General features: G+C 68.5%; 20 protein-coding genes. 11 read left to right on the top strand and 9 right to left on the bottom strand.

Annotated elements, in window-relative coordinates:
- The first annotated feature begins 12 nt into the window (after positions 1 to 12).
- Entirely contained in the window at positions 13 to 1,980 is a 1,968-nt protein-coding gene (locus ASE31_RS21770; protein ID WP_235514718.1) for a right-handed parallel beta-helix repeat-containing protein, read from the top strand.
- Between the two features lie 6 nt (positions 1,981 to 1,986).
- On the opposite strand, the gene ASE31_RS21765 is transcribed toward ASE31_RS21770, so the two are convergent.
- On the bottom strand, positions 1,987 to 3,393 hold the full coding sequence (locus ASE31_RS21765) for an esterase-like activity of phytase family protein (RefSeq protein WP_057203904.1): 1,407 nt from the start codon (positions 3,391 to 3,393) through the stop codon (positions 1,987 to 1,989).
- Positions 3,394 to 3,488: 95 nt separating this feature from the next.
- Here ASE31_RS21765 and ASE31_RS21760 point away from each other — a divergent pair, with 95 nt between their 5' ends.
- The 4 genes from ASE31_RS21760 (at position 3,489) to ASE31_RS21745 (ending at position 6,860) form a co-directional block, all read left to right on the top strand.
- Entirely contained in the window at positions 3,489 to 5,237 is a 1,749-nt protein-coding gene (locus ASE31_RS21760) for a DUF4139 domain-containing protein (protein ID WP_369819483.1), read from the top strand.
- A gap of 17 nt (positions 5,238 to 5,254) precedes the next feature.
- Positions 5,255 to 5,782: a phosphatidylglycerophosphatase A gene (locus tag ASE31_RS21755; RefSeq protein WP_200961152.1), complete on the top strand. Its 528-nt coding sequence runs from the start codon at positions 5,255 to 5,257 to the stop codon at positions 5,780 to 5,782.
- Entirely contained in the window at positions 5,779 to 6,267 is a 489-nt protein-coding gene (locus ASE31_RS21750) for a CinA family protein (RefSeq protein WP_057203901.1), read from the top strand. The genes ASE31_RS21755 and ASE31_RS21750 overlap by 4 nt, the downstream gene beginning before the upstream one ends.
- 101 nt (positions 6,268 to 6,368) lie before the next feature.
- On the top strand, positions 6,369 to 6,860 hold the full coding sequence (locus ASE31_RS21745) for a nuclear transport factor 2 family protein (protein ID WP_057203900.1): 492 nt from the start codon (positions 6,369 to 6,371) through the stop codon (positions 6,858 to 6,860).
- 30 nt (positions 6,861 to 6,890) lie between these two features.
- Here ASE31_RS21745 and ASE31_RS21740 read toward each other — a convergent pair whose 3' ends face one another.
- Positions 6,891 to 8,387, bottom strand: a complete 1,497-nt coding sequence (locus ASE31_RS21740; protein WP_057203899.1) for a SulP family inorganic anion transporter — start codon at positions 8,385 to 8,387, stop codon at positions 6,891 to 6,893.
- Positions 8,388 to 8,525: 138 nt separating this feature from the next.
- The gene (locus tag ASE31_RS21735; protein WP_057203898.1) at positions 8,526 to 9,377 is read right to left on the bottom strand and encodes a YecA family protein; all 852 of its coding nucleotides are present in this window, start codon (positions 9,375 to 9,377) and stop codon (positions 8,526 to 8,528) included.
- Between the two features lie 169 nt (positions 9,378 to 9,546).
- On the opposite strand from ASE31_RS21735, the gene ASE31_RS21730 reads away from it, so the two are divergent.
- The 3 genes from ASE31_RS21730 to ASE31_RS21720 all read left to right on the top strand — a co-directional run bounded on the left by ASE31_RS21730 (position 9,547) and on the right by ASE31_RS21720 (position 14,110).
- Positions 9,547 to 11,295 (top strand): FMN-binding glutamate synthase family protein, encoded by a 1,749-nt coding sequence (locus ASE31_RS21730; protein WP_057203897.1) that lies wholly within the window; start codon positions 9,547 to 9,549, stop codon positions 11,293 to 11,295.
- Entirely contained in the window at positions 11,292 to 12,128 is an 837-nt protein-coding gene (locus ASE31_RS21725) for a hypothetical protein (RefSeq protein WP_057203896.1), read from the top strand. Before ASE31_RS21730 ends, ASE31_RS21725 begins: the two co-directional genes overlap by 4 nt.
- A 257-nt stretch (positions 12,129 to 12,385) precedes the next feature.
- Complete coding sequence (locus ASE31_RS21720) at positions 12,386 to 14,110, top strand: ABC transporter ATP-binding protein/permease (protein ID WP_057203895.1); 1,725 nt, start codon at positions 12,386 to 12,388, stop codon at positions 14,108 to 14,110.
- Positions 14,111 to 14,118: 8 nt separating this feature from the next.
- Here ASE31_RS21720 and ASE31_RS21715 read toward each other — a convergent pair whose 3' ends face one another.
- The 3 genes from ASE31_RS21715 to ASE31_RS21705 are packed head-to-tail and all read right to left on the bottom strand — an operon-like array spanning position 14,119 to position 16,369.
- Positions 14,119 to 14,610: a putative toxin-antitoxin system toxin component, PIN family gene (locus tag ASE31_RS21715; RefSeq protein ID WP_057203894.1), complete on the bottom strand. Its 492-nt coding sequence runs from the start codon at positions 14,608 to 14,610 to the stop codon at positions 14,119 to 14,121.
- Positions 14,600 to 15,892, bottom strand: coding sequence for a class I SAM-dependent RNA methyltransferase (locus ASE31_RS21710; RefSeq protein ID WP_057203893.1), 1,293 nt, complete (start codon positions 15,890 to 15,892; stop codon positions 14,600 to 14,602). Before ASE31_RS21710 ends, ASE31_RS21715 begins: the two co-directional genes overlap by 11 nt.
- 24 nt (positions 15,893 to 15,916) lie before the next feature.
- Positions 15,917 to 16,369, bottom strand: coding sequence for a thioesterase family protein (locus tag ASE31_RS21705; RefSeq protein ID WP_057203892.1), 453 nt, complete (start codon positions 16,367 to 16,369; stop codon positions 15,917 to 15,919).
- A gap of 197 nt (positions 16,370 to 16,566) precedes the next feature.
- On the opposite strand from ASE31_RS21705, the gene ASE31_RS21700 reads away from it, so the two are divergent.
- The 3 genes from ASE31_RS21700 to ASE31_RS21690 are packed head-to-tail and all read left to right on the top strand — an operon-like array spanning position 16,567 to position 18,026.
- Positions 16,567 to 17,055, top strand: coding sequence for a glutaredoxin domain-containing protein (locus ASE31_RS21700; protein WP_057203891.1), 489 nt, complete (start codon positions 16,567 to 16,569; stop codon positions 17,053 to 17,055).
- Between the two features lie 33 nt (positions 17,056 to 17,088).
- Positions 17,089 to 17,637, top strand: coding sequence for a hypothetical protein (locus tag ASE31_RS21695; RefSeq protein WP_057203890.1), 549 nt, complete (start codon positions 17,089 to 17,091; stop codon positions 17,635 to 17,637).
- A 29-nt stretch (positions 17,638 to 17,666) separates the two neighbouring features.
- Complete coding sequence (locus ASE31_RS21690) at positions 17,667 to 18,026, top strand: VOC family protein (RefSeq protein ID WP_369819482.1); 360 nt, start codon at positions 17,667 to 17,669, stop codon at positions 18,024 to 18,026.
- On the opposite strand, the gene ASE31_RS21685 is transcribed toward ASE31_RS21690, so the two are convergent.
- The 3 genes from ASE31_RS21685 to lptA all read right to left on the bottom strand — a co-directional run bounded on the left by ASE31_RS21685 (position 18,027) and on the right by lptA (position 21,124).
- Positions 18,027 to 19,628 (bottom strand): RNA polymerase factor sigma-54, encoded by a 1,602-nt coding sequence (locus tag ASE31_RS21685; protein WP_057203888.1) that lies wholly within the window; start codon positions 19,626 to 19,628, stop codon positions 18,027 to 18,029. It lies immediately after the preceding gene.
- A 63-nt stretch (positions 19,629 to 19,691) separates the two neighbouring features.
- A complete protein-coding gene (gene lptB / locus ASE31_RS21680) occupies positions 19,692 to 20,474 on the bottom strand; it encodes an LPS export ABC transporter ATP-binding protein (protein WP_057203887.1) in 783 nt (260 codons plus the stop codon).
- Entirely contained in the window at positions 20,471 to 21,124 is a 654-nt protein-coding gene (lptA, locus tag ASE31_RS21675; protein WP_057203886.1) for a lipopolysaccharide transport periplasmic protein LptA, read from the bottom strand. The genes lptB and lptA overlap by 4 nt, the downstream gene beginning before the upstream one ends.
- Positions 21,125 to 21,160: the final 36 nt, after the last annotated feature.

The following is a 21,160-nucleotide window of genomic DNA, read 5'->3' as shown; positions in this document are numbered from 1 at the left end:
AAACTTCCCACCATGACCATGCCATTCACCTGTCTGTCACGGCTTGTGGCGACCCTCCTGGTCTGCATGCAAGGGGTCGCCCTGGCCGCCGACACGGCGACCTTCGAGCCCGCGACCGCCACGCTGCGCCTGCCTACACTGCAGCTCGACGCGGGCGACCGCTACCGCGACGTGGTGGTGCGCCTGCTCGACCCGGGCCAACTGCGCGTGGACGACCCAGCCGTGGGCACTGAGCTGCAGTACCTGACCACGGGCAGTGTGCTGCGCCTGCCGCAGGTGGTGATCGGCACTGCCACCTACCCCCGGGTGAGCCTGACCCGGCCGGGGCTGGAGCTGCTGGGCGCGGGCGGCCTGGTGGGCCCTGCCAGCGCGGCGGACGCGAGCGTGCCCGGCGCCGTCACCACGCCCTTCCCCACGCTGGAGAACATCACGGTGGAATGGGACTTCACGGGCGATGCCAACCGCAATGCGGTGGTCGGCGTGCGCTACCGTGCGCAGGGCAGCAGCGCCTGGCGCACCGGCATGCCGCTGCGCCGCATCCACAATGAGACCTCGGGCCAGGGCCGCACCTGGCCGCTGCGCCATTCGGGCAGCATTTTCGACGTGGCGCCAGGCACCACCTACGAGATCGAGGTCACGCTCACCGACCCCGATGGCGGCAGCACCGTGCGCACCGCCACCGCCACGACCCGCAGCGTGCCCACGCCTGCGCCTGGCGCAGTGGTCAAGCCCGCCACGCCGGCCACGCTTGCCAGCGTGCTGGCCGGCGCGAATGCCGGTGAGGTCGTGGAACTGGGGGCCGGGCGCTACAGCGGCTTTAGCGTGGCGCGCAGCGGCGCTTCGGGACGGCCGCTGGTGATCCGGGGCACCCCGGGCGCGGTGGTCGAAGGCGAGATCAGCGTCTTCAACCAGCGCCATGTGATGCTGACCGAGATGACTCTGAACGGCCGCGTGCGCTTCAACGGCAGCAACGACTTCAGCATGACGCGCAGCACCGTCAACGCCACGGCGGCACTGGGCGGGCACGGCATCATCACCTTCACGCGCGCGGAGAACGCCTACATCGCCGACAACACGGTCACCGGCACGGTGGTCTGGTCCGAAGCGGCCCTCGGTGCATCGGGCGGAAACGCGGGCGAGGGCATCCTCATCACGGGCCCCGGCCATGTGCTCATGAACAACCGCGTGGCGCGTTTTCGGGACAACATCTCGCTGCTCGAAGACGACGAGGCGGTTGACCAGTACAGCATCGACATCCTGAACAACGACCTTTCGGAGGCTGCGGACGACGGCGTGGAGGCCGACTTCTGCATGCACAACTGCCGCATCATGCGCAACCGGCTGACCAATGTGTTCATCGCGCTGTCATCGCAGCCGGGCCTGGGCGGGCCCACCTACTTCGTGCGCAATGTGGTCTACAACGCCGTACACGTGGCCTTCAAGCTGTACCGCAGCAGCTACGGCGACGTGCTGCTGCACAACACCGTGGTGAAGTACGGCGACGCACTCGGCATCTATGCCGGCGCTACGGTGGGGCGGCTGTATGCACGCAACAACCTGTTCATCGGCGGGCCGGGTGGTACCTATGGCGGCTATTCCAGCGGCACCGGGCGCGTGCTGTCGATTGCCGACCTGGATGCCGCCAGTGCCGACCTCGACTTCGATGCCTATGGTTCCACCGTGGGCAGCTTCACCGGCCGCTGGGGCGCCACCAGCTTTTCCAGCCTGGCCGAGCTGCGGGCCCGCACCACCGAGCGCGCCGCCGTGCAGGTGGGCATGGACTCGTTCGCCTCCGTTCCCGTTTTTCCCGGCTCGCCCATCACGCTGTACACCGTGCCCGACCTGCGCCTGCAACCCGGCTCGGCCGCAGTCGATGCAGGGCAGGCCATTCCCAACATCAGCCAGGGTTTCCAGGGCCGAGCCCCTGATGCCGGAGCCTATGAACTCGGCCAGGCCCTGCCCGTGTACGGCCCCCGCTGAGCAGGATCAGAACAGCGGAGATATCGGCTTCACCACATACAGCATATTGCTGTCGGGCTTGCCGTCGTACAGGTACTTCTGCTTGATGCCGCCCAGGTTGTCCGGGGCGATCACGAAGTCGGCATCGTTGATGATGGCCAGGCGGTTCGCGTCGATGACCCACATGCCTTCCAGCTTGTCGTGCGGGTACTTCTGCGAGGCAATGGCGTCATACGCCAGCACCTTGGTGATGGGCTTGATGCCCAGCGCCGCCAGTTGCGCCCAGCCGGCGGCGTAGTTGTCGGCGGTGCCGCCGTCCTTGACCACCAGCTCCAGGGTCTTGCCGTCCACCAGCAGGCCGTTGGCGGCATTCACCGTGAGCGATGCGTTGGTGCTGCGCAGGGCGGTGTTGGAGCGGTCCACATTGGTCGCCTGGCCGATGTCGATCTTGTAGATGTTCTTGCGGACCACCCCGGTGTCGATGCCGTAGAACTTGGTATCGCGCTCGACCGCCAGGAAGCTGGTGGCGGAGAGGGCCACGATCTCGGAGTTGGCCAGGCCCGCCGCATCCTGGCGGTACAGGTACTGCGCCGTGGCACCGGTTTCGATGTTCACCGTGACGAGGCGAACCAGGTTGATGCTGCCCACGGCGCTGGTGGGGTTGTAGAGGTTCGATTGCATCATGCCCACCAGCGTCTTGCCGTCGGGCGTGATGGTCAGGCCTTCCATGCCCCGGTTGGGCCAGCGCGTGGACAGCTCGGCCGGCAGGGTGCGCCCGGCCTTGTTGCGCGGGTCGGCCGCAAAGGGGTTGATGCGCTCGATCTCCTTGCCCGTGGCGTCGAAGTGCACGATGTGCGGGCCGTACTCGTCGCTGATCCAGAACGTGCCATCCTTCAGCGCCACCAGGCCTTCGGAATCGAGCCCGCTTTCATCGAAGCCCTTGATGCCATCGCCGTCCGGGTCCAGCGACACGACGCTGCCGTCCAAGTTGTAGGGCGTCTCGCCGGTGCCGCCGAATTGGCGGTTGGGCAGGCCGGTGATCGGGCGGCCCTTGGGGTCCTTGAGCAGGATGGTGCTCACCAGTTCGGCCTTGCCTTCAGACGTGAGCTTGAACAGGCCGATGCGCGGGGTGTAGTCCGGCTTGACGAAGATGATGCCGGGCGGCGAGCGGGTGGCCTCGGTGGCGGCGTTCGGGCCGCGGTCGCTCAGGGCATAGAAGTACCCTTCCTGGGTGGGGTGCGGCGCCATGGACGAGCCGTAGCTGCCGTTGCGCAGCTCGGTCTTTTCGGCATTGTCCACCCGGCCCATCACCTCGTAGGGCAGGCTGGTCCCGTTGGCGCCGGGATACTGGAACCCGTCGTCGGAGCCGCCGCAGGCGATCACACCTACTCCCAGGGCAAGGAGGGACAGGGCGCGGGGAACGAAATGCTTCATGGTTTGTTGGGGGGTGAGAATGGAAGACTTTTCGAGGGTATGAAGGCTGCGTGACAATCCCATGAATCCACCCAGGTTGGCGCCGCTGATCGCCCATGCGCCGCCGCACGACGACCTGCATTTGCGCTACAAACGCTGAAACAATTCCTGCGCTGCCGCCTGCGGCGCGCCCCGAACCACACCAGGAGGCATCCTTGACCCCTACCATCGGTTTCGCCACCCGGCTCGCCGTCTGCGCCAGCCTGTTGCTGTGCGCAGCGGGCACCGCGCTCGCGCAGGACAGCAGCGCCAACTCGCGCATTGCCCGCGTCACCGTCTATTCAGGCACCGCCACCGTGGAGCGCGTGGCCAAGGTCGCGATGGGTGCGCGCAGCTTCACCTTCAGCTGCCTGCCGGCCTCCCTGGATGCGCAGAGCCTGCAGATCAGTGCCGATGCCAGCGTGCGCGTGGGCGAATTCAACGTGCTCACCGAAGACCGCGACGTGGCCCCGGCATGCGCCAGCCCGCTGGACGGCCGCATACGCGACCTGGAAGACCAGATCGCTGGCGTGAAGGCCGAATCCGGCGCGCTGGGCCTGGTGGACAGCTACCTCAAGGGTGTGGCCGGCGGCCGGGGCACTGGCGACGAGACGCCCGGTGGCCGTGTACAGAGCCCCACGCCAGCGCAGATCACGGCCATGGCCGACGTGCTGCGCAAGTCGGGCCAGGACGCACTGGCCCGCACGCACCAGCTGCAGCGCAAGCAAGAGGCACTGGAACTGGCCTTGAAGCCCCTGGTGGCCGAGCGCAACCGTGTGGCCAGCCAGCGCGCGCGCGTGGTGTCGGTCAGCATCAACCTCGCGGCCGAGCGCGAGGGCGAGCTGCGCCTGTCCTACCAGGTGCGCGGCCCCGGCTGGCAGCCCACCTACCGCGCCACGCTGGACCCGGCCAAGGCCACCGTGCTGCTGGAACGCCAGGCCCTGGTCGCACAGAACAGCGGCGAGGACTGGAGCAATGTGCAGCTCGTCCTCTCCACCGGCCAGCCGGGACGCGCCACCCAGGGCCGCCTGCCGCGCCCGTGGACGCTGGATGTGGCGCCGCCACCGCAGCCCATGAGCATGGCAGCCCCCGCGATGGCCATGGCCCCTGCCGCGCCTCCCGCCCCTGTGGCTCGGGAGCGGTCCATGGCCGAAGAGGCCATGCCGAGCTTCGACGTGAGCACCACCGACAGGGGCTTTGCCACCGAGTTCGCCGTGCCCCAGCGCATCAGCGTTCCCTCCAGCGGCCAGCGCGTGACCCTGGCGCTGGGCAATCACAGCGCAGCGGCCACGCTGCTCACGCGCACCGCGCCGGCGGTGGAGGATGTAGCCTACCTGGTGGCCGAAGTCGCCACGCCGCCCGGCGTGTGGCCTGCAGGCGCCGTGGGGCTGTACCGCGACGGCGCCTTCGTGGGCACCGGGCGGCTGGACTTCGGCGCGCCCAGCACCGCACCTGCAGGCAGCACCAGCCTGTCGTTCGGCAAGGACGACCTGGTCACCGTGCGCGCCGAGGCGCCGCAGGACCTGACCAGCGCCACGGGCTTCACGGGCTCGCGCACCGAGCGCCGCACCCGCCGCGCCTACAGCGTGGAAAACCGCCACCGGAGCGGCATCACGCTGCAGGTGCTGCATGCGGCACCCGTCTCGCGCAACGAGAAGATCGAGGTCGAGTCGCGCTACCAGCCGCAGCCCGCCGAGATGGCTTTCAACCGCACACCGGGCACCGTGGCCTGGCAGCAGCCCTTGGCGGCGGGCGCCACGGCGCAGTTCAGCGCCGAGCACACGATCCGCTACGCCAAGGACATCCAATTGCAGGAACGCCAATGATCCCCGCCATGGACCCCATGTCCCCGTCTTCACTGCCGCCCGCCGCGCCGCGCCGCGCCACTGCCGCCTTCATGCTCTCGCACCCGGCCCACTGCATCGCGCTGGGTTTTGGCGCGGGGCTCTCGCGCATCGCCCCCGGCACCGTGGGCACGCTCTGGGCCTGGCTAGCTTTTCTGGCGCTGCAGCAGTGGCTGAGCCCCCTGGCCATGGGCCTGCTGATCGCCGCCAGCACGGTGGTCGGCTGGTGGGCGTGCACGGTGGCGGCGCGCAACCTTGGCATCGCTGACCCCGGCAACATCGTCTGGGACGAAGTGGTGGCCTTCTGGCTGGTGCTGTGGCTGGCCATGCCCATGGGCTGGTGGGGGCAACTCGCTGCGTTTGCGCTGTTCCGCTTCTTCGATGCCGCCAAGCCCGGCCCCGTGGCCTGGGCCGACAGCCTGTTCAAGGGCTTTGGCTGGCGTGGTGGCTGGGGCATCCTGTGGGACGACTTTGTGGCGGCCTTCTGCACACTGCTGGTGATTGCGCTGTGGAGGTTCTGGGCATGAGCGAGGCGGCACACCAGGCCCGGCTGCTGGCCGACATCGCGGCCCAACTGCTCGCGCGCGGGCAGATGCTGGCCACGGCCGAGAGCTGCACGGGCGGCATGATCGCCGCGGCCTGCACCGACCTCTCCGGGTCGAGCCAGTGGTTCGAACGCGGCTTCGTGAGCTATTCCAACGAGGCCAAGGCCGAGCTGCTGGGCGTGCCGCCGGCACTGATCGCAGAACACGGCGCGGTGAGCGAGCCGGTGGTCCGCGCCATGGCTGCGGGTGCGGTGGCGCGTTCGCGCGCACAGGTGGCCATGGCCGTCACGGGCGTGGCCGGCCCCACGGGCGGCAGCCCGGCCAAGCCGGTGGGCACGGTGTGGTTCGGATGGGCCATCAACGGCTCCGTGCATACCGAACTGCAGCAATTCCCGGGCGACCGTGCCACGGTGCGCAGCGCCACCGTGGCGCACGCGCTGCAGCGGCTGCACCACTACCTGGGTTGACGCGGCAAGCGCGTCGCCCAGGCGCCAGCGGGCCTGCACAGCGTCGGTGTAGCATCCTCCGCCCGGGCTCCAGAGCCCGCATTGCCCCTACCGGAGCCTCCATGCACCCCAACGCCCAGACCCTGCAGCGCTTTTACACCGCCTTCGGCCAACTCGACCACGCCACCATGCAGGCCTGCTACGCGCCCGACGCCACGTTCGACGACGAGGCCTTCTCGCTCAAGGGCCGCGAGCAGATCGGCGGCATGTGGCGCATGCTGGCCACTGCCACGCGCAAGAACGGTGCCGAGCACTGGAAGCTCGAATCGAGCGGCATCGAGGCCGATGACAAGGGCGGACGCGCGCACTGGGAGGCACACTACCTTTTCAGCGCCACGGGGCGCAAGGTGCACAACATCATCGACGGCACCTTCACCTTCACGCCCGAAGGGCTGATCGCCACGCACCGCGACCGCTTCAATTTCTGGCGCTGGTCGCGCCAGGCCCTGGGCACTCCCGGGCTGCTGCTGGGCTGGTCGCCCTCGCTCAAGCGCAAGGTGCGCAGCACGGCGGCGGGCAACCTGGCCAAATTCCTCGCGCAGGAAAAGAAGTAAGCCAGCGCAGGCTGCGGCAGCAGCCTGACCTCAGCCGCTGCGCGGCGCCGAACCCAGCCGGTCGATCAGCACCGCGCTGGCCTGGTTGAGCCCCAGCACCTGCACCGTGCAGCCATGGTGCTGCAGGCGCTGCACCACCTTGTCGAGCGCAGCCACGGCGGTGACGTCCCAGAAATGCGCGCCCGAGACGTCGATGCGCACGGGCCGGCCTTCGGCGCCCAGGATGTCGAAGGCGTCGATGAAGGCATCCGCCGAGGCAAAGAACACCTGGCCCGTGACCTGCCAGGTGCGCAGGCCGCTGGCTTCATCATCCGTTGCGCGCACCTGCAGCATGCGCGCCACCTTGAAGGCAAAGAACACGCCGCTGAGCAGCACCCCCACCGCCACGCCGGCTGCCAGGTTGTGCGTGAACAGGGTCACGGCCACCGTGGCCAGCACCACGGCGCTGGACATGCGCGGGTGGCGCACCAGGGTGCCGAGCGACTTCCAGTCGAAGGTGGACGCCGACACCATGACCATGATGGCCACCAGGGCGATCACCGGCACCTGCGACACCCAGGGCTTGAGCACCACCATGAGGATGAGCAGAAACACGCCCGCGAACAGCGTGGACAGGCGTCCGCGCCCGCCGTATTTCACGTTGCCCACCGCCTGGCCGATCATGCCGCAACCGGCAATGCCGCCGAACAGGCTGGCTGCCACGTTGGCCACGCCCAGGCCGGCGCATTCGCGGTTCTTGGAGCTCGGCGTATCCGTCATCTCGTCTACCACGGCAGCGGTCAGCACCGATTCCAGCAGGCCCACCATGGCGATGGCCAGCGCGGGCAGCGCAATGATGCGCAGCGTGTCGAACGCCAGCGGCACCTCGGGCAGGCCGAACAGGGGCAGGGAATCGGGCAACTGGCCCAGGTCGGCCACGGTGGGCAGCGGCAGGCCCATACCAGAGGCCACGAGCGTGAGTGCCACCACGCAGATCAGCGGCGAAGGGATGGCCGTGAGCGCGCGCCAGCCCAGGCGCTGGCCCAGCGCAGGCAGTCCGTAGATGATGGCCAGCCCCAGGCCCAGCATGGCCCAGGTGGCCGTACCCGCGCCGGCAAGGTGCGGCAGTTGGGCCGAGAAGATCAGGATGGCCAGGGCGTTCACGAAGCCGGTGCGCACCGAGCTGGAAACGAATCGCACCAGCACCCCCAGGCGCAGCAGCCCGAAGGCCAGTTGCACCAGGCCTGCCAGAATGCCTGCAGCCAACAGGTACTGCAGCCCATGCGACTGCACCAGCGGCGCCGCCACCAGGGCAACGGAGCCAGCCGCCGCCGAGACCATGGCCGGGCGCCCGCCCACGAAGGCGATCACCAGGCTGATGACGAACGAGGCAAAGAGCCCCACCGACGGGTTCACCCCCGCGACAAAGGAAAAGGCGATGACCTCGGGGATCAGTGCAAAGGTGGCAACGGCACCGGCCAGCAGTTCGCGCGGAATGCTGACCGGCGCCCATTCGGCGCGCAGGCGGGACAAGGTGGAGGCGTTCATGGGACAGGCGCACGCCGCAGGCGCGTTCGGTCAACGGGGACAGGATAGAGGAAGCAGTAAACACACCCACGGACGCCGCGCCCGTGGAAACGGCGCACCGCAACCGCGTGCGCCGCAGGACAAGGGCTCAACCGCCGCTCAGTTGGCGCCGTGGCACTTCTTGTACTTCTTGCCGCTGCCGCAGTGGCAGGGGTCGTTGCGGCCGGGCTCGGGCGCCTTGCGGATGGTTTCCACGCGCGGGCCCATGCTCTTCCAGATCTGGCGCAGGTCGTACACGGCCCAGATGGCCTCGCCGAAGGCCTCTACCCGGGCCTGGCTGGTGCTGGGCGGGCCGTTCTCGTCGAACATGCAGACTTCAGGCTTGCCAGTGTCGTCTTCGGTCAGGGCAACGATGCTGTCCAGCGCGTCGTTGAGCCATTGGGCGGCCTCCTTGTCGCGCGGGGCCGCCCAGTCCTCGGGCCAATTTTCCACCGCGAACATGAAACCCAGCGCCCAGACCTGGCCGAACGAGGGGATGTCCTGCTCGTCGGAGTCCATCTCGGCGCGCTGCTCTTCGGTCAGGCTGGCCACCGCGCCGCGCATGTCCATGGCCTCGGGCTGGAAGGTCTGATCGTCGTCCAGGCGGTCGACCTTGGCATCGAGCTGGCGCACCACCTCGTCCCAGCGGCGTGTCCACAACTCCAGGAACCGCGCCTGCTGGGCTGCGTCGGCAAACGCCGGCAGCAGCGGCAGGGGCTCGCCCTCGGCCACTTCGAGCTCGGCGCCATCGCCCAGCAGCATGGGCAGGTACTCGGCCGGCGCGATTGGGCGGCGGTTGCAGATGACGGCGGTCATGAAGCCATCGCAGAACTCCCACTGGGGAATCTCGTCGCCGCGCGTGCGCAGGTCGTCAAGGAGGTTGTCGATCTCTTCGAGCTCGTCAGGACCCAGGGCCGGGGCCAAGGCAGCGGTTTCGGGATCGGTTTCGGGCTTTTCAATGGGGTCGGTCATGGCGGGGCTCCGTGGTGCGGCTGCTGGAAGCAAAGTTTTACTTTTATGATGCGCAAGGCCTGCGCCCGAGCGCAACACCCGGGCACAGTGCGGTGGGCGGCAACGCCACCCGCGCAAAGGCGGCCAGTGTAGCCCTCCCGCTTCGCCCGCAAAAGAACCAGGACACCCGATGATCCACCAACTCAACTCCCTGTACCCGGTGCGCTACACGGCCTTTGCACTGTGTGTGCTGGGCCTGCTGGCGGCGCTCTGCGCCCTCGTGGCCTTCGGCGCAAGCCTGCCGCTGGTGCTGGCCCTGGGAGCGCTGGGGGCGCTGGTGGCCGTGGGCGTGTACGACCTGCGCCAGACGCGCCATGCCATCCTGCGCAACTACCCGGTCATCGGGCACATCCGCTTCATGCTCGAATACGTTCGCCCCGAGGTGCGCCAGTACTTCATCGAGAGCGACAGCGAGGCCGCCCCCTTCTCGCGCGCCCAGCGCTCGCTGGTCTACCAGCGCGCCAAGGGCGAGCCCGACAACCGGCCCTTCGGCACGCACCTGGACGTGGGCGCACGCGGCTACGAGTGGGTGAACCACTCCATGGCGCCTTCGCACCTCACGTCGAGCGACTTTCGCGTATGGATCGGCGGCAGCCCCGATGCGCCCTCGCCCTCGGTGTCGCCGTGCACCCAGCCCTATCACGCCAGCGTGTTCAATATCTCGGCCATGAGCTTTGGCGCGCTGTCGGCCAACGCGGTGCTGGCGCTGAACAAGGGCGCGCAGTTGGGTGGCTTTGCCCACGACACAGGCGAAGGCTCCATCTCGCAGCACCACCGCGTGCACGGAGGCGACCTGATCTGGGAAATCGGTTCGGGCTACTTCGGCTGCCGCAACGACGATGGCAGCTTCAGCCCCGAACGCTTTGCCACGAATGCGCAGGACCCGCAGGTGAAGATGATCGAGCTCAAGCTGAGCCAGGGCGCCAAGCCCGGGCACGGTGGGGTACTGCCCGCAGCCAAGGTCACCATCGAGATCGCGGCCGCACGCGGCGTGCCCGTGGGCAAAGACTGCATCTCGCCCTCGCGGCACAGCGCGTTCGCGAGCCCGGTGGAGATGATGCAGTTCATTGCCCGCCTGCGCGAGCTCTCGGGCGGCAAGCCCACAGGTTTCAAATTCTGCCTGGGCCATCCCTGGGAGTGGTTTGCCATCGTCAAGGCCATGCTGGTCACGGGCATCACGCCCGACTTCATCGTGGTGGACGGGGCCGAGGGTGGCACGGGCGCAGCCCCCGTGGAGTTCAGCGACCATGTGGGCGCGCCGCTGCAGGAAGGCCTGCTGCTGGTGCACAACACCCTGGTGGGCGTGAACCTGCGCGAGCGCGTGCGCATAGGCTGCGCGGGCAAGGTGATCACCGCCTTCGACATCGCGCGCATGATGGCGCTGGGTGCCGACTGGTGCAATGCCGGCCGTGGCTTCATGATGGCGCTGGGCTGCATCCAGGCGCAAAGCTGCCACACCGGCCACTGCCCCACCGGCGTGACCACGCAGGACGCGCAGCGCCAACAGGCCCTGGTGGTGCCCGACAAGGCCTCGCGCGTGGCGCAGTTCCACCACAGCACCCTGCATGCGCTGCAGGAGCTGGTGCAGGCCGCCGGCCTTCAGCATCCCAAGGACATCACGGCCCACCACATCGTGCGCCGCATCAGCGATACCGAGGTACGTCTTCTGTCCAACCTGATCACGCGCATGCAGCCCGGCGCTTTGCTGGGCTCGCTGGAGGCGCAGCACAACGTGTTCCGCCTGTACTGGCCGCTGTCCAGCGCGCACAGCTTTGCCGCCAGCGAACCGGTGCTGGAACCGTCGGTGCCGCACCATGTGGAAGTGGCCCACGCGGCCGTGGCCGCCGTCAGCGATCTGCCCGCCAACGCCGCCGTATGACGATGGAGGCAGGCAAGGTTCCTGGCAGCAACCCCGGCAGCAACACCGTCGATTACGCGGCCTACCTGCGCCAGCAGCTCGTACAGCAGCAATTCAACGTGGCCAGCTACCGGCTCGGCGAGGAGCAGGTATGGCTCAAGAAGGCCGGTGCACCCCACGGCCCGGGCCGCTACCGTGCCATGGCGGCAATGGCTGCGGTGCTGCGCCTGGAAGTGCTGCGCCCGGTGCCCAACCGGGGCGGGCGCGAAGCCATCGCCACCGAGGTGCGGCGCCTGCGCGACCTGCAGGCGCGCGGCCTGCGCGTGCCCACCGTGCTGGCGGCGCAGGAGGATGGCTTTTTGATGCGCCACCTGGGGCGGCCCGCGCAGCAAACGCCCTCGCTGGGCAATGAGATCGACCATGCCGTGTCCGCCGGGCCCGCCGCCGTGCTGGCGCTGTGGCAGCAGGGCCTGGTGGCCATTGCGCAGGTGCACGCCAGCGGCACCTGCCTGAGCCAGGCGTTCGCGCGCAACCTGGTGCGCTGCCCCGATCGCGTGGTGGGCTACATCGATTTCGAGGACGACCCGGCTGCCGTGCTGCCGCTGCCGGTATGCCACGCGCGCGATGCGCTGTGCTACGCGCACTCCACGGCCATCTACCTGCGCCTGGTGGGCGCGCTCGACGACGCCCGCGCGATGTGGACCGCCTGGATCGCGTCAGGCAGCCCGGAGCTGCAGGCCATGCTGGCCACCAGCATCGGGCGCATGGGCTGGATGCAGCACCTGCCGCAGAACCGCAAGCTCGGCCGCGACATGCAGCGCGTGCGCGCGGCCTACGACCTGCTGCGGCCTTGAACCATGCGCGTGGGCATGGGCTGCGCGCAAAGCGGGCCCGTCCTTAGCGGGCTGTAGGCATTGGCTGACAGCGGCAGATCGGGCGCCCGCCTATCGTGCAGGCGGTGCTCCCGTTTGCCTCCTTTTGCCTCTGCCCAATGTCTACTCCTGCCGCCACCCTTTCAGCACCACCCGCTCCCGCATCGCCGCCGCCGGCCGCGAAGAAGCCCCGTCGCCGCCGCCCTCCCACCCTATCGCTCTCGGCATGGAAGCAGTTCATGAGCGTGGCCCGCCCCTACTGGATGGGCGAGAAAAAAAGAACCGCCTGGGGCCTGCTCGCGCTGCTCATCGGCCTGATGGTCTGCGAGACACAGCTGGCCGTGATGCTGATCGACAAGACCGGCGAGATGACCTCGGCCCTGGCGGCCAAGCAGGCCGATCGCTTTTGGGACGCGGTGCGCGCCAGCCTCATCGTGCTGGCCTTCGCGGTGCCGGTGTACGCCTTCTACTACTACATGCGCGACGCGTTTTCCAACCACTGGCGGCGCTGGCTCACGCACCGCTTTCTGGATGGCTACCTGGGTGAGCGCAAGTACTACGAACTCGGTACCGGCAGCGACATCGACAACCCCGACCAGCGCATCAGCGAAGACATCAACACCTTCACCGGCCGGTCCACGCACTTCCTGCTGATCTTTCTGGGCTCGCTGATGCAGCTCGTGGCCTTCAGCGCGGTGCTGTGGTCCATTTCCAAGGTGCTGGTGGCCTTTCTGGCGGTGTATGCACTGCTGGGAACCTTCGGCGCGCTGTACCTGTTTGGCGCACCGCTGATCCGGCTCAATTTCTGGCAGATCCGGCGCGAGGCGGACTTCCGCTTCGGGCTGATGCGGCTGCGCGAGAACGCCGAGTCCATCGCCTTCTACCGCGGCGAGCCGCAGGAGCGCGCGCAGATCGACCACCGCTTCGAGGCGGCCTTCACCAACTATGCGCGGCTCATCAAGAAGCAGCGTTCGCTCAACCTGTTCCAGCGCTCGTTCAGCCAGCTCACGCTGGTGCTGCCGAGCATCATCCTGGCCAATGGCGTGCTTTCGGGCGAACTCGAGGTGGGGCGCGCGATCCAGGCGGCGGGCGCCTTTGCTGCGGTGCTGGGCGCGGTGTCGCTCATCGTGGACAACTTCGAGAGCCTGAGCCGCTTCGTGGCCGGCATCGACCGGCTGCATGCGCTGTCGCAGATGGTCCTCAAGACCCCTGCAGCACCCACCCCCTGGGCCGAACCTGCCGCCGCACCGCGCACCGACAGTCCGCAGGATCCCCCTGCAGAACCCGCGCCGCAGATCTCCTCGCGCATTGGCGAGGCCATGGCCATCGAGGGGCTCACCCTCTACACCCCGCAGTTCGGCCGCCTGCTGGTGCAGGACCTGTCACTGCAGCTGCAAACCGGCGATGCCCTGCTGATCACCGGCCCCAGCGGCTGCGGCAAAAGCTCGCTGCTGCGGGCCATTGCAGGCCTGTGGCGCACCGGCAGCGGTGCCGTACAGCACCCGCCGATGGAGGACGTGTTCTTTCTGCCCCAGCGCCCGTACATGCAGATGGGTACGCTGCGCAGCCAGATCATCTACCCCATGAAGGAGACCGACCTGGCGGACGAACGCTTGCTGGAGCTGTTGCAGGAAGTGCAGCTCGAATCGCTGGCCGAACGCGTGGGCGGGCTCGACGCCTCGCACGACTGGGAAAAGCAGCTCTCCATCGGCGAGCAGCAGCGCCTGGCCTTTGCCCGGGTGCTGGCGCGTGCGCCGCGCATCGTGATCCTGGACGAAGCCACCAGCGCCCTCGACAGCGCCAACGAGGCGGCGCTTTACGAGCGCCTGCGCGCCAACGGCACCACGCTGATCAGCATTGCCCACCGCCCGGCCGTGCTCAAGCACCACACCCATGTGCTGGAGCTCAAGGGCGAGGGCGCGTGGCAGGTGCACGCGGCGGGCGATTTCAGCTTCGACCGCTGACGGAAATATCAGGCGCCAGCGCTGGCGGGTTCGGCCGCCACCTCCCACACCAGCGCTGTCGCCACGTGAGCGTCCAGCGTCAGCAGGCGCTTGCGCATGCAGATCACGGCCTTGTCCTTGCTCAACAGGATGGCGCGGTGCGCGGCGGCCAGGTCGATGAACTTCTGGTCGTCGGTGTCCTTGCAGACGTAGGCCACGCGCGGGGCAATCGCCACCAGGCGGGCCTGGGCGTCGAAGGCAGCCAGCACCTGCGCCGCGTCCACACGGTAGTAGTCCATGCGGCCGACGATGTGCGGGTAGGCCAGCACGCGCTCGAGTTCGTCGCGCATGACCTGCGTGGCGATCCAGGCCAGGCGCCCTTCGGCGAGCAGTTGGCGCAGCGGCACGGTGGCCGGGTCCGAGAAGATCAGCAAGTCCAGCGCGACGTTGGTGTCGACGACCACAGGGCGCACGGGTTCACCCGCCGGCGCCTGGGCCGGCAGCGCCAACTCAACCCGCATCGCGCGGGCCGGCCGGTGGCGTATCGGACGATGGCTTGGTGCGCACCGATCCCTTGACCATGTCGAAGCGGAACATGCGGCACTCGATGGGGCCGTTCCACATGGGCACGCGGCGCGACTCCTTCAGGCGCATCTTGCCGGGCAGCTTGAGGTCGGGGGTCAGCATCCAGGCCGTCCAGCCCGCATAGTTCTTCTTCCAGTGGGTGGCCAGCTGGCTGAAGAACTCGCCGCCGTCGTCGGTGTGCGCGGCCTCGCGGCCCACGCTGGCGCCCAGGGCCCGCTCGGCCGCGCGCTCATTGGCGTTCTGGCCGGCGGAGCCGGCGGCGGCAATGCGCTCGCCGTAGGGCGGGTTGAGCAGCATCAGGCCCGGCTGTTCGCTCGGCGGCATGCGCTGCAATGCGTCGCCACCGCGCAACTGCACGGCGTCGGCCACGCCCGCGCGCTCGGCATTGCGCTCGGCAAAATCGACCATTCGGTGGGCCACGTCGCTGCCGAAGATGGGCACGGGGCTCGCCTGGATGGCGCTCTCGGCCTCGGCCTGGATGGCCGACCACACATGGCCCTGGAAGGGCAGGAGCTTTTCAAACGCAAATCGGCGCAGCATGCCGGCCGGGATACGGCAGGCGATCTGCGCGGCCTCGATGGCGATGGTGCCGCTGCCGCAGCAGGGGTCGTACAGCGGCACGGGCGCATCACCGAGCGGGTCCCAGCCGCTGGCGGCGATCATGGCGGCGGCCAGGGTTTCCTTGAGCGGGGCGTCGCCCTTGTCCTCGCGCCAGCCGCGCTTGAACAGCGGCTCGCCCGAGGTGTCGATGTAGACCGTGGCCTCTTCGGTGGTCAGGTGCAGGTGGATGCGCACGTCGGGCCACTGCGTGTTCACGTCGGGGCGCACGCCGGACTTGGCGCGAAAACGGTCGGCCACCGCGTCCTTCACGCGCAGGCCGGCAAAGTTCAGGCTCTGCAGCGGGCTGTGCTGGGCCGTGACCTCGACCTTGAAAGTCTGGCGCGTGGTGAACCAGATTTCCCAGGCCACCTCGCTGGCGATGCCGTAGAGGTCGTTCTCGGAGCGGTAGGGCCGGTGCGCCAGTTGCACCAGCACGCGCTGCGCCAGCCGGCTGTGCAGGTTGAGCAGCAGCGCCTGGCGCCACGAGGCGCGCAGCAGCACGCCGCCCCGGCCCATGAGCAGGTCCTGGCCCGTGAGGCCGGTGATGGCGTGCACCTCGTCGGCGAGGTAGCCCTCGACACCGGCGGCGCAGGGGAGAAAGAGTTGGAGTTGGTTCATGGCACTGGGCGACAGGATACGCGCTTAAACGCCGACTGCGTCGGTCGCTGCGCGCGCCAGCAGCAGTTGGCGGATGGATTCAGGGATGGGCGCCACCTTGCGGTCGCTGCGGCCGATGAAGACGATGCCGACCTTGCCGCGCGCCACTTCACGCCCCGTGGTTTTCTCGGTCATGCGAAAGACGAGGTCGAAGCCGTAGCGGTTGAGGTCCTCGGGCGCCATCTCCACGCACATGGTCTCGCCATGGAAGCCTTCGGACTTGTACTGGGCCACGATGTCGCCCACCACGGTGGACAGGCCGCCCACATCCGCCTCGGGGTAACCGAGCGACTGGAAGAAGCGCACGCGCGCCTCGGACACCAGGGTCAGCAGTTGCGCATTGTCCAGGTGCCCGCCCTGGTTGACGTGGCTGATGTAGATCTGCAGCTCGGTGGCAAAGCCGAAGTGCGTGGGGAGGTCGAAAACAATGCGGGCCATGGGGCAGGGAAACAGAGGGTCGAGAAAAGACAGCGAAACGGGGGCAGGACGCCCCCGAAAAAGCCCGCAACGGGCATCGAAAAGCTGCATGCCGGACGGCAAGGATGGCCCATACGGGTGAGGCCTTGCCCCAGCGGGCCTCGGGGCGGCAGAAGTCTCTTATGCTCCCGGGATAACCGATTTTACCCGGAGCCCCCATGCACACCCTGCGCTGCAGCCTGATCCTCGCCCTGATTGCGGCCGCGCTCACAGGCACGGCGCATGCCCAGACGCTCTACAAATCCGTGGATGCAAGTGGAAAGGTCGTTTACAGCGACCAGCCGCCCGCGTCCGGCGCGGTGCAAAAGACCCTGAAGCTCGAGAGCCTGCCCGTCAGCGTGGTCCCCGGCAACCCGCTGCCGCCCGCCACGCCCGGCCAGGGGCCTGCAGAAGCCCAGAAGGCGGCCCAGCCCCGGGGCGAGGTCACGCTCTACATGGCCACCTGGTGCGGCTACTGCAAGGCGGCCAAGGCCTACCTGGGAGGCAAGGGCATCGCGTACCGGGAGTTCGACGTGGACACGCCCACCGGCAAGGCCGCCTTTGCGCAGCTCGGGGCCCGTGGCGTGCCGGTGCTGCTCACCAATGGCCAGCGGGTGGCGGGCTTCAGCACGCAGTCGTATGACGCCGTCTTCACCAGCCGCAAGTAAGCCACCACCTCACTCACTCCGTTCCACCGCTCCATGCTCCGCACTGCCCTCACGCTGCTCACCTTCGCCCTGTGCCTGCCCGTTCTTGCCGAAGAACTGCGCGTTCCGCTGCCCGGGCGCGACGACCTCGTCATCGACCTGCCCGCCCAATGGCGCGCCCAGGTGCGCCGCCCCCATGCCGAGCTACCGCCCTCGGTCGCCATCAGCGGTCCCGATGCCACGGCCCTGCAGATGATCCTCACGCCCATCTGGCCCGCAGGCAGCTCCGCCAAGGCCCCCACGGCCGATGAGCTGCGGGCGCAGGTCCAGTCGGGCGCGACCCAGGCCAAGCCCAGGGCCGTCGAAGCCGAGCTGCCGCTCAAGGACCTGAGCGCCTCGGGCAAGACGGGCTACTACTTTTCGGCCACCGACCGCGCCCCCGAGCCGGGCGGCTACAAGCACCTGACCCAGGGCGTGCTGGGCATGAACGAACTGCGCGTGGCCTTCACCGTGCTGGCCAATGGCCAGTCGCAGGAGCCGACCGCACAGGCGCTGGAGCTGCTGCGCTCGCTGCGGCGCGCACCGGCCTCGAAGTCGCCTTGATGGCGGATGGCCCACCCACCATGCACCCCATGCTCGGCACCATCATGGTCTACGCGCGCGACATGCAGCGCAGCGCTGCGTTCTACGGCACGCATTTCGGCCTGCAGACCACGGGAGAGGTGGTGGAGGGCCTGATCGAACTCAAGGCCCCGGACGGCGGCGCCAGCATCCTCATCCACCAGGCGGCCAAGAGCGTGAAGCTCGGCCAGGCCGGGGTGAAGCTGTGCTTTCATGTGCACGACGTGGAGGCCTTCAAGGCCAATGCGCTGACGCAGGGCCTGGCATTCGGCAGCACGCACCAGGCCAATGGCTATGCGTTTGCCAATGTGAAGGACCCGGACGGCAACGCCGTCAGCATCTCCAGCCGGGCGTTCAGAACAGCGGCCTGATCAGAGCGCCTTGCGCAGGTTGGCTGGCGCGATCCGGAGCGCCTCGCGGTACTTGGCCACGGTGCGGCGCGCGCACTCGATGCCCTGCTCCTTGAGCATCTCGGCGATCTGGCTGTCCGACAGCGGCTTGGCGGGGCTTTCGGCCGCCACGAACTGCTTGATGAGGGCGCGCACGGCCGTGCTCGATGCGTTGCCGCCGGTCTCGGTGCCCAGGCCCGAGCCGAAGAAGTACTTGAGCTCGTAGGTGCCGATGGGCGTGGACATGTACTTGGCCGTGGTCACGCGGCTGATGGTGGACTCGTGCAAACCCAGCTCATCGGCGATGTCGCGCAGCACCAGCGGGCGCATGGCCAGCTCGCCATGGGTGAAGAAGCTCTTTTGCCGCTCGACGATGGCCCGCGAGACGCGCAGGATGGTGTCAAAGCGCTGCTGGATGTTCTTGATGAACCAGCGCGCCTCCTGCAACCGCTGCTGCATGGCCTGGTGGCCCTCGCCGCCCTTGTGGCCGCGCAGGGCACCGGCATAGATGTCGTGCACGCGCAGGCGCGGCATCACGTCGGGGTTCAGGGCCACGATGAAGTTGTGCTGGCCATCTCGGCCATTCGCCCGCCCGGCCTTGCGCACGATGACGTCGGGCACGATGATGTTGCGCTCCACGTCCACGAACTTGCGCCCGGGGCGAGGCTCCAGCCGCGCGATCAGGGCCATGGCGGCGCGCGTGCGCTCCTCGCCATCGCCACACAGCTGCGTGAGGCGGCGGATGTCGCGGCGCGCCAGCATCTCCAGCGGCTGCTGGCACACACGCAACGCGGTCTGCACGGTGTCGGGGTCGATTTCGCTGTCTTCATCGGCGGCCAGCGCGGTAAGCTGCAGCGTGAGGCATTCACCCAGGCCACGTGCACCCACGCCCACAGGCTCCAGGCTCTGCAGCAGGCGCAGGGCGACGGTGAAGCGGTGCACCAGCTCCTCGATCTGCTCCAGGTCGTCGGGGCCGGCCAGGCCCACGGCCAGCTCTTCCAGCGGGTCTTCGAGGTAGCCGTCGTCGTTGAGCGATTCGATCAAAAAGCGCAGGGCGGCCCGGTCCACCTCGGACAGGCGCAGCGACAGGGCCTGGCGGTGTAAAAACGCGGTGAGCGATTCGTGCGTACGCGCCAGTTCGGTGGCATCGGCCTCGTCGCCTTCGGAATCATTGCGGTTGCGGGCCGGCGCATCGCCGCCCCACTCGGCATCGTTGGGGGACACGTCCACGGTGCCATCGCCACTCCAGTCGGGCTCGTCGCCCGCACTGCTGCCCACTTCCGCATCGCCCTGCGGGCTGTCGGCCGAGGTCTCGGTCGACGTGCTGGTGCCCGGGGCGCTGGAATAGACCGCGTCGTCGGAACTGTAATCGTCTGGCTGCACCGGCGCATCGGCCGTTTCCACGCCGAACTCCTCGCGCGGCGCCTCGTCGGCATTGCGTTCGAGAAAGGGGTTTTCGTCGAGCATCTGCTCGACCTCCTGCCCCAGCTCCAGCGTGGACAGCTGCAGCAGCCGGATGGACTGCTGCAATTGCGGCGTGAGCGCCAGGTGCTGCGATACGCGCAGTGACAGGCCGGGCTTCATCGCACAGCCCCCCGGGGCTGCCGCAAAGGCAGGTGCATGGCGAACGGGTGGTCCATCGGTCTGCTACATGCGGAAGTGTTCACCCAGGTACACCCGGCGCACTTCGGCGTTGTCGACGATTTCGGAGGGGGTTCCCTGGGCCAGCACATGGCCATCGCTGATGATGAAGGCGTGGTCGCAGATGCCCAGCGTCTCGCGCACGTTGTGGTCGGTGATGAGCACGCCGATGCCGCGCGCCTTGAGGAAGCCGATGATGCGCTGGATCTCGATCACGGCGATGGGGTCGATGCCGGCAAAGGGCTCGTCCAGCAGGATGAAGCGCGGCTGCGTGGCCAGCGCGCGGGCGATCTCCACGCGGCGGCGCTCGCCGCCGGACAGGGCCAGCGCGGGCGAGGCGCGCAGGTGCTCCACGCGCAGTTCCGTGAGCAGCGCGGTCAGGCGCTCTTCGATGGCCTGGCGCGGCAGCGGCTGGCCGTCCTCGCCGCGCTGCAATTCGAGCACGGCGCGCACGTTCTCCTCGACCGTGAGCTTGCGGAAGATCGAGGCTTCCTGCGGCAGGTAGGACAGCCCCAGGCGCGAACGGCGGTGGATGGGCATGTGGGCCACCGAGTGGCCGTCGATGCGGATGTCGCCGGCATCGCTGCGCACCAGGCCCACGATCATGTAGAACGAGGTGGTCTTGCCCGCGCCGTTGGGGCCGAGCAGCCCGACGACCTCGCCCTTTTGCACGACCAGCGATACGTCCTTGACGACCTTGCGGCTGCCATAGGATTTTTCGAGGTGGTGCACCTCCAGCCGGCTGTCCGCCGGGGAATCGGCGGCGGTACTCACGTGCTGCCCACTCACTTGGCGCCGCCGCTCAGGGTGCTGCTGGGGCGCAAGGGGGTGCCCGGTGCCGCTGAGGCAGGGGCGGCCGCGCTGGCGGGTGTTTCCTTGGGCGACAGGATGGCACGCACGCGGCCACCGGGCGCCGGGGTGTCGCCCGCCGCGTTGGTGCTGCCGCGCGGCTTGGCGTCCACGGTGAACACGTCGGTCAGGTTGTTGTAGACGATGACCTGCCCGGTGATCTCGTCGGTCAGCGTGGATTCGCGGTAGCGCCGCAGCTCGGCGCGGGTGATGAACTTCACGTTGTCGGCCCGGCCGTCGTACTCGATGACCTCGCTCTCGCCCTCGATGAACTCGTCGGGCGCGCCCGCCAGCGTATCGCGCTTCTGGCGGAAGAAGGCGCGCTTGCCCGGCTCGGCCGTGACCACGCCGAACTGGTAGCCGTCCGCGTCCTGGCGCACGTCCAGGCGCGCGCCACGCAGCACGATGGTGCCCTTGGTCATGACCACGCGGCCGGTGAACACGCTGGTCTGCTTGAGCTCATCGTGGCGCAATGCGTCGGCCTCGATGTTCATGGGCTTGTTGCGGTCGGCCTTTTCGGCGTGGGCCGCCGTCTGGACCATGGCCAGGGCCGAGAGGAGGAGTAGGGTCGGGAGGATGCGGTAGTTCATAGGGCACGAATCTTGCAGATCATTGTAGCCACCCGT

Source organism: Acidovorax sp. Root217 (assembly GCF_001428645.1).
Lineage (GTDB): Bacteria > Pseudomonadota > Gammaproteobacteria > Burkholderiales > Burkholderiaceae_C > Acidovorax.
This window is presented reverse-complemented; position numbering and strand designations above follow the sequence as displayed.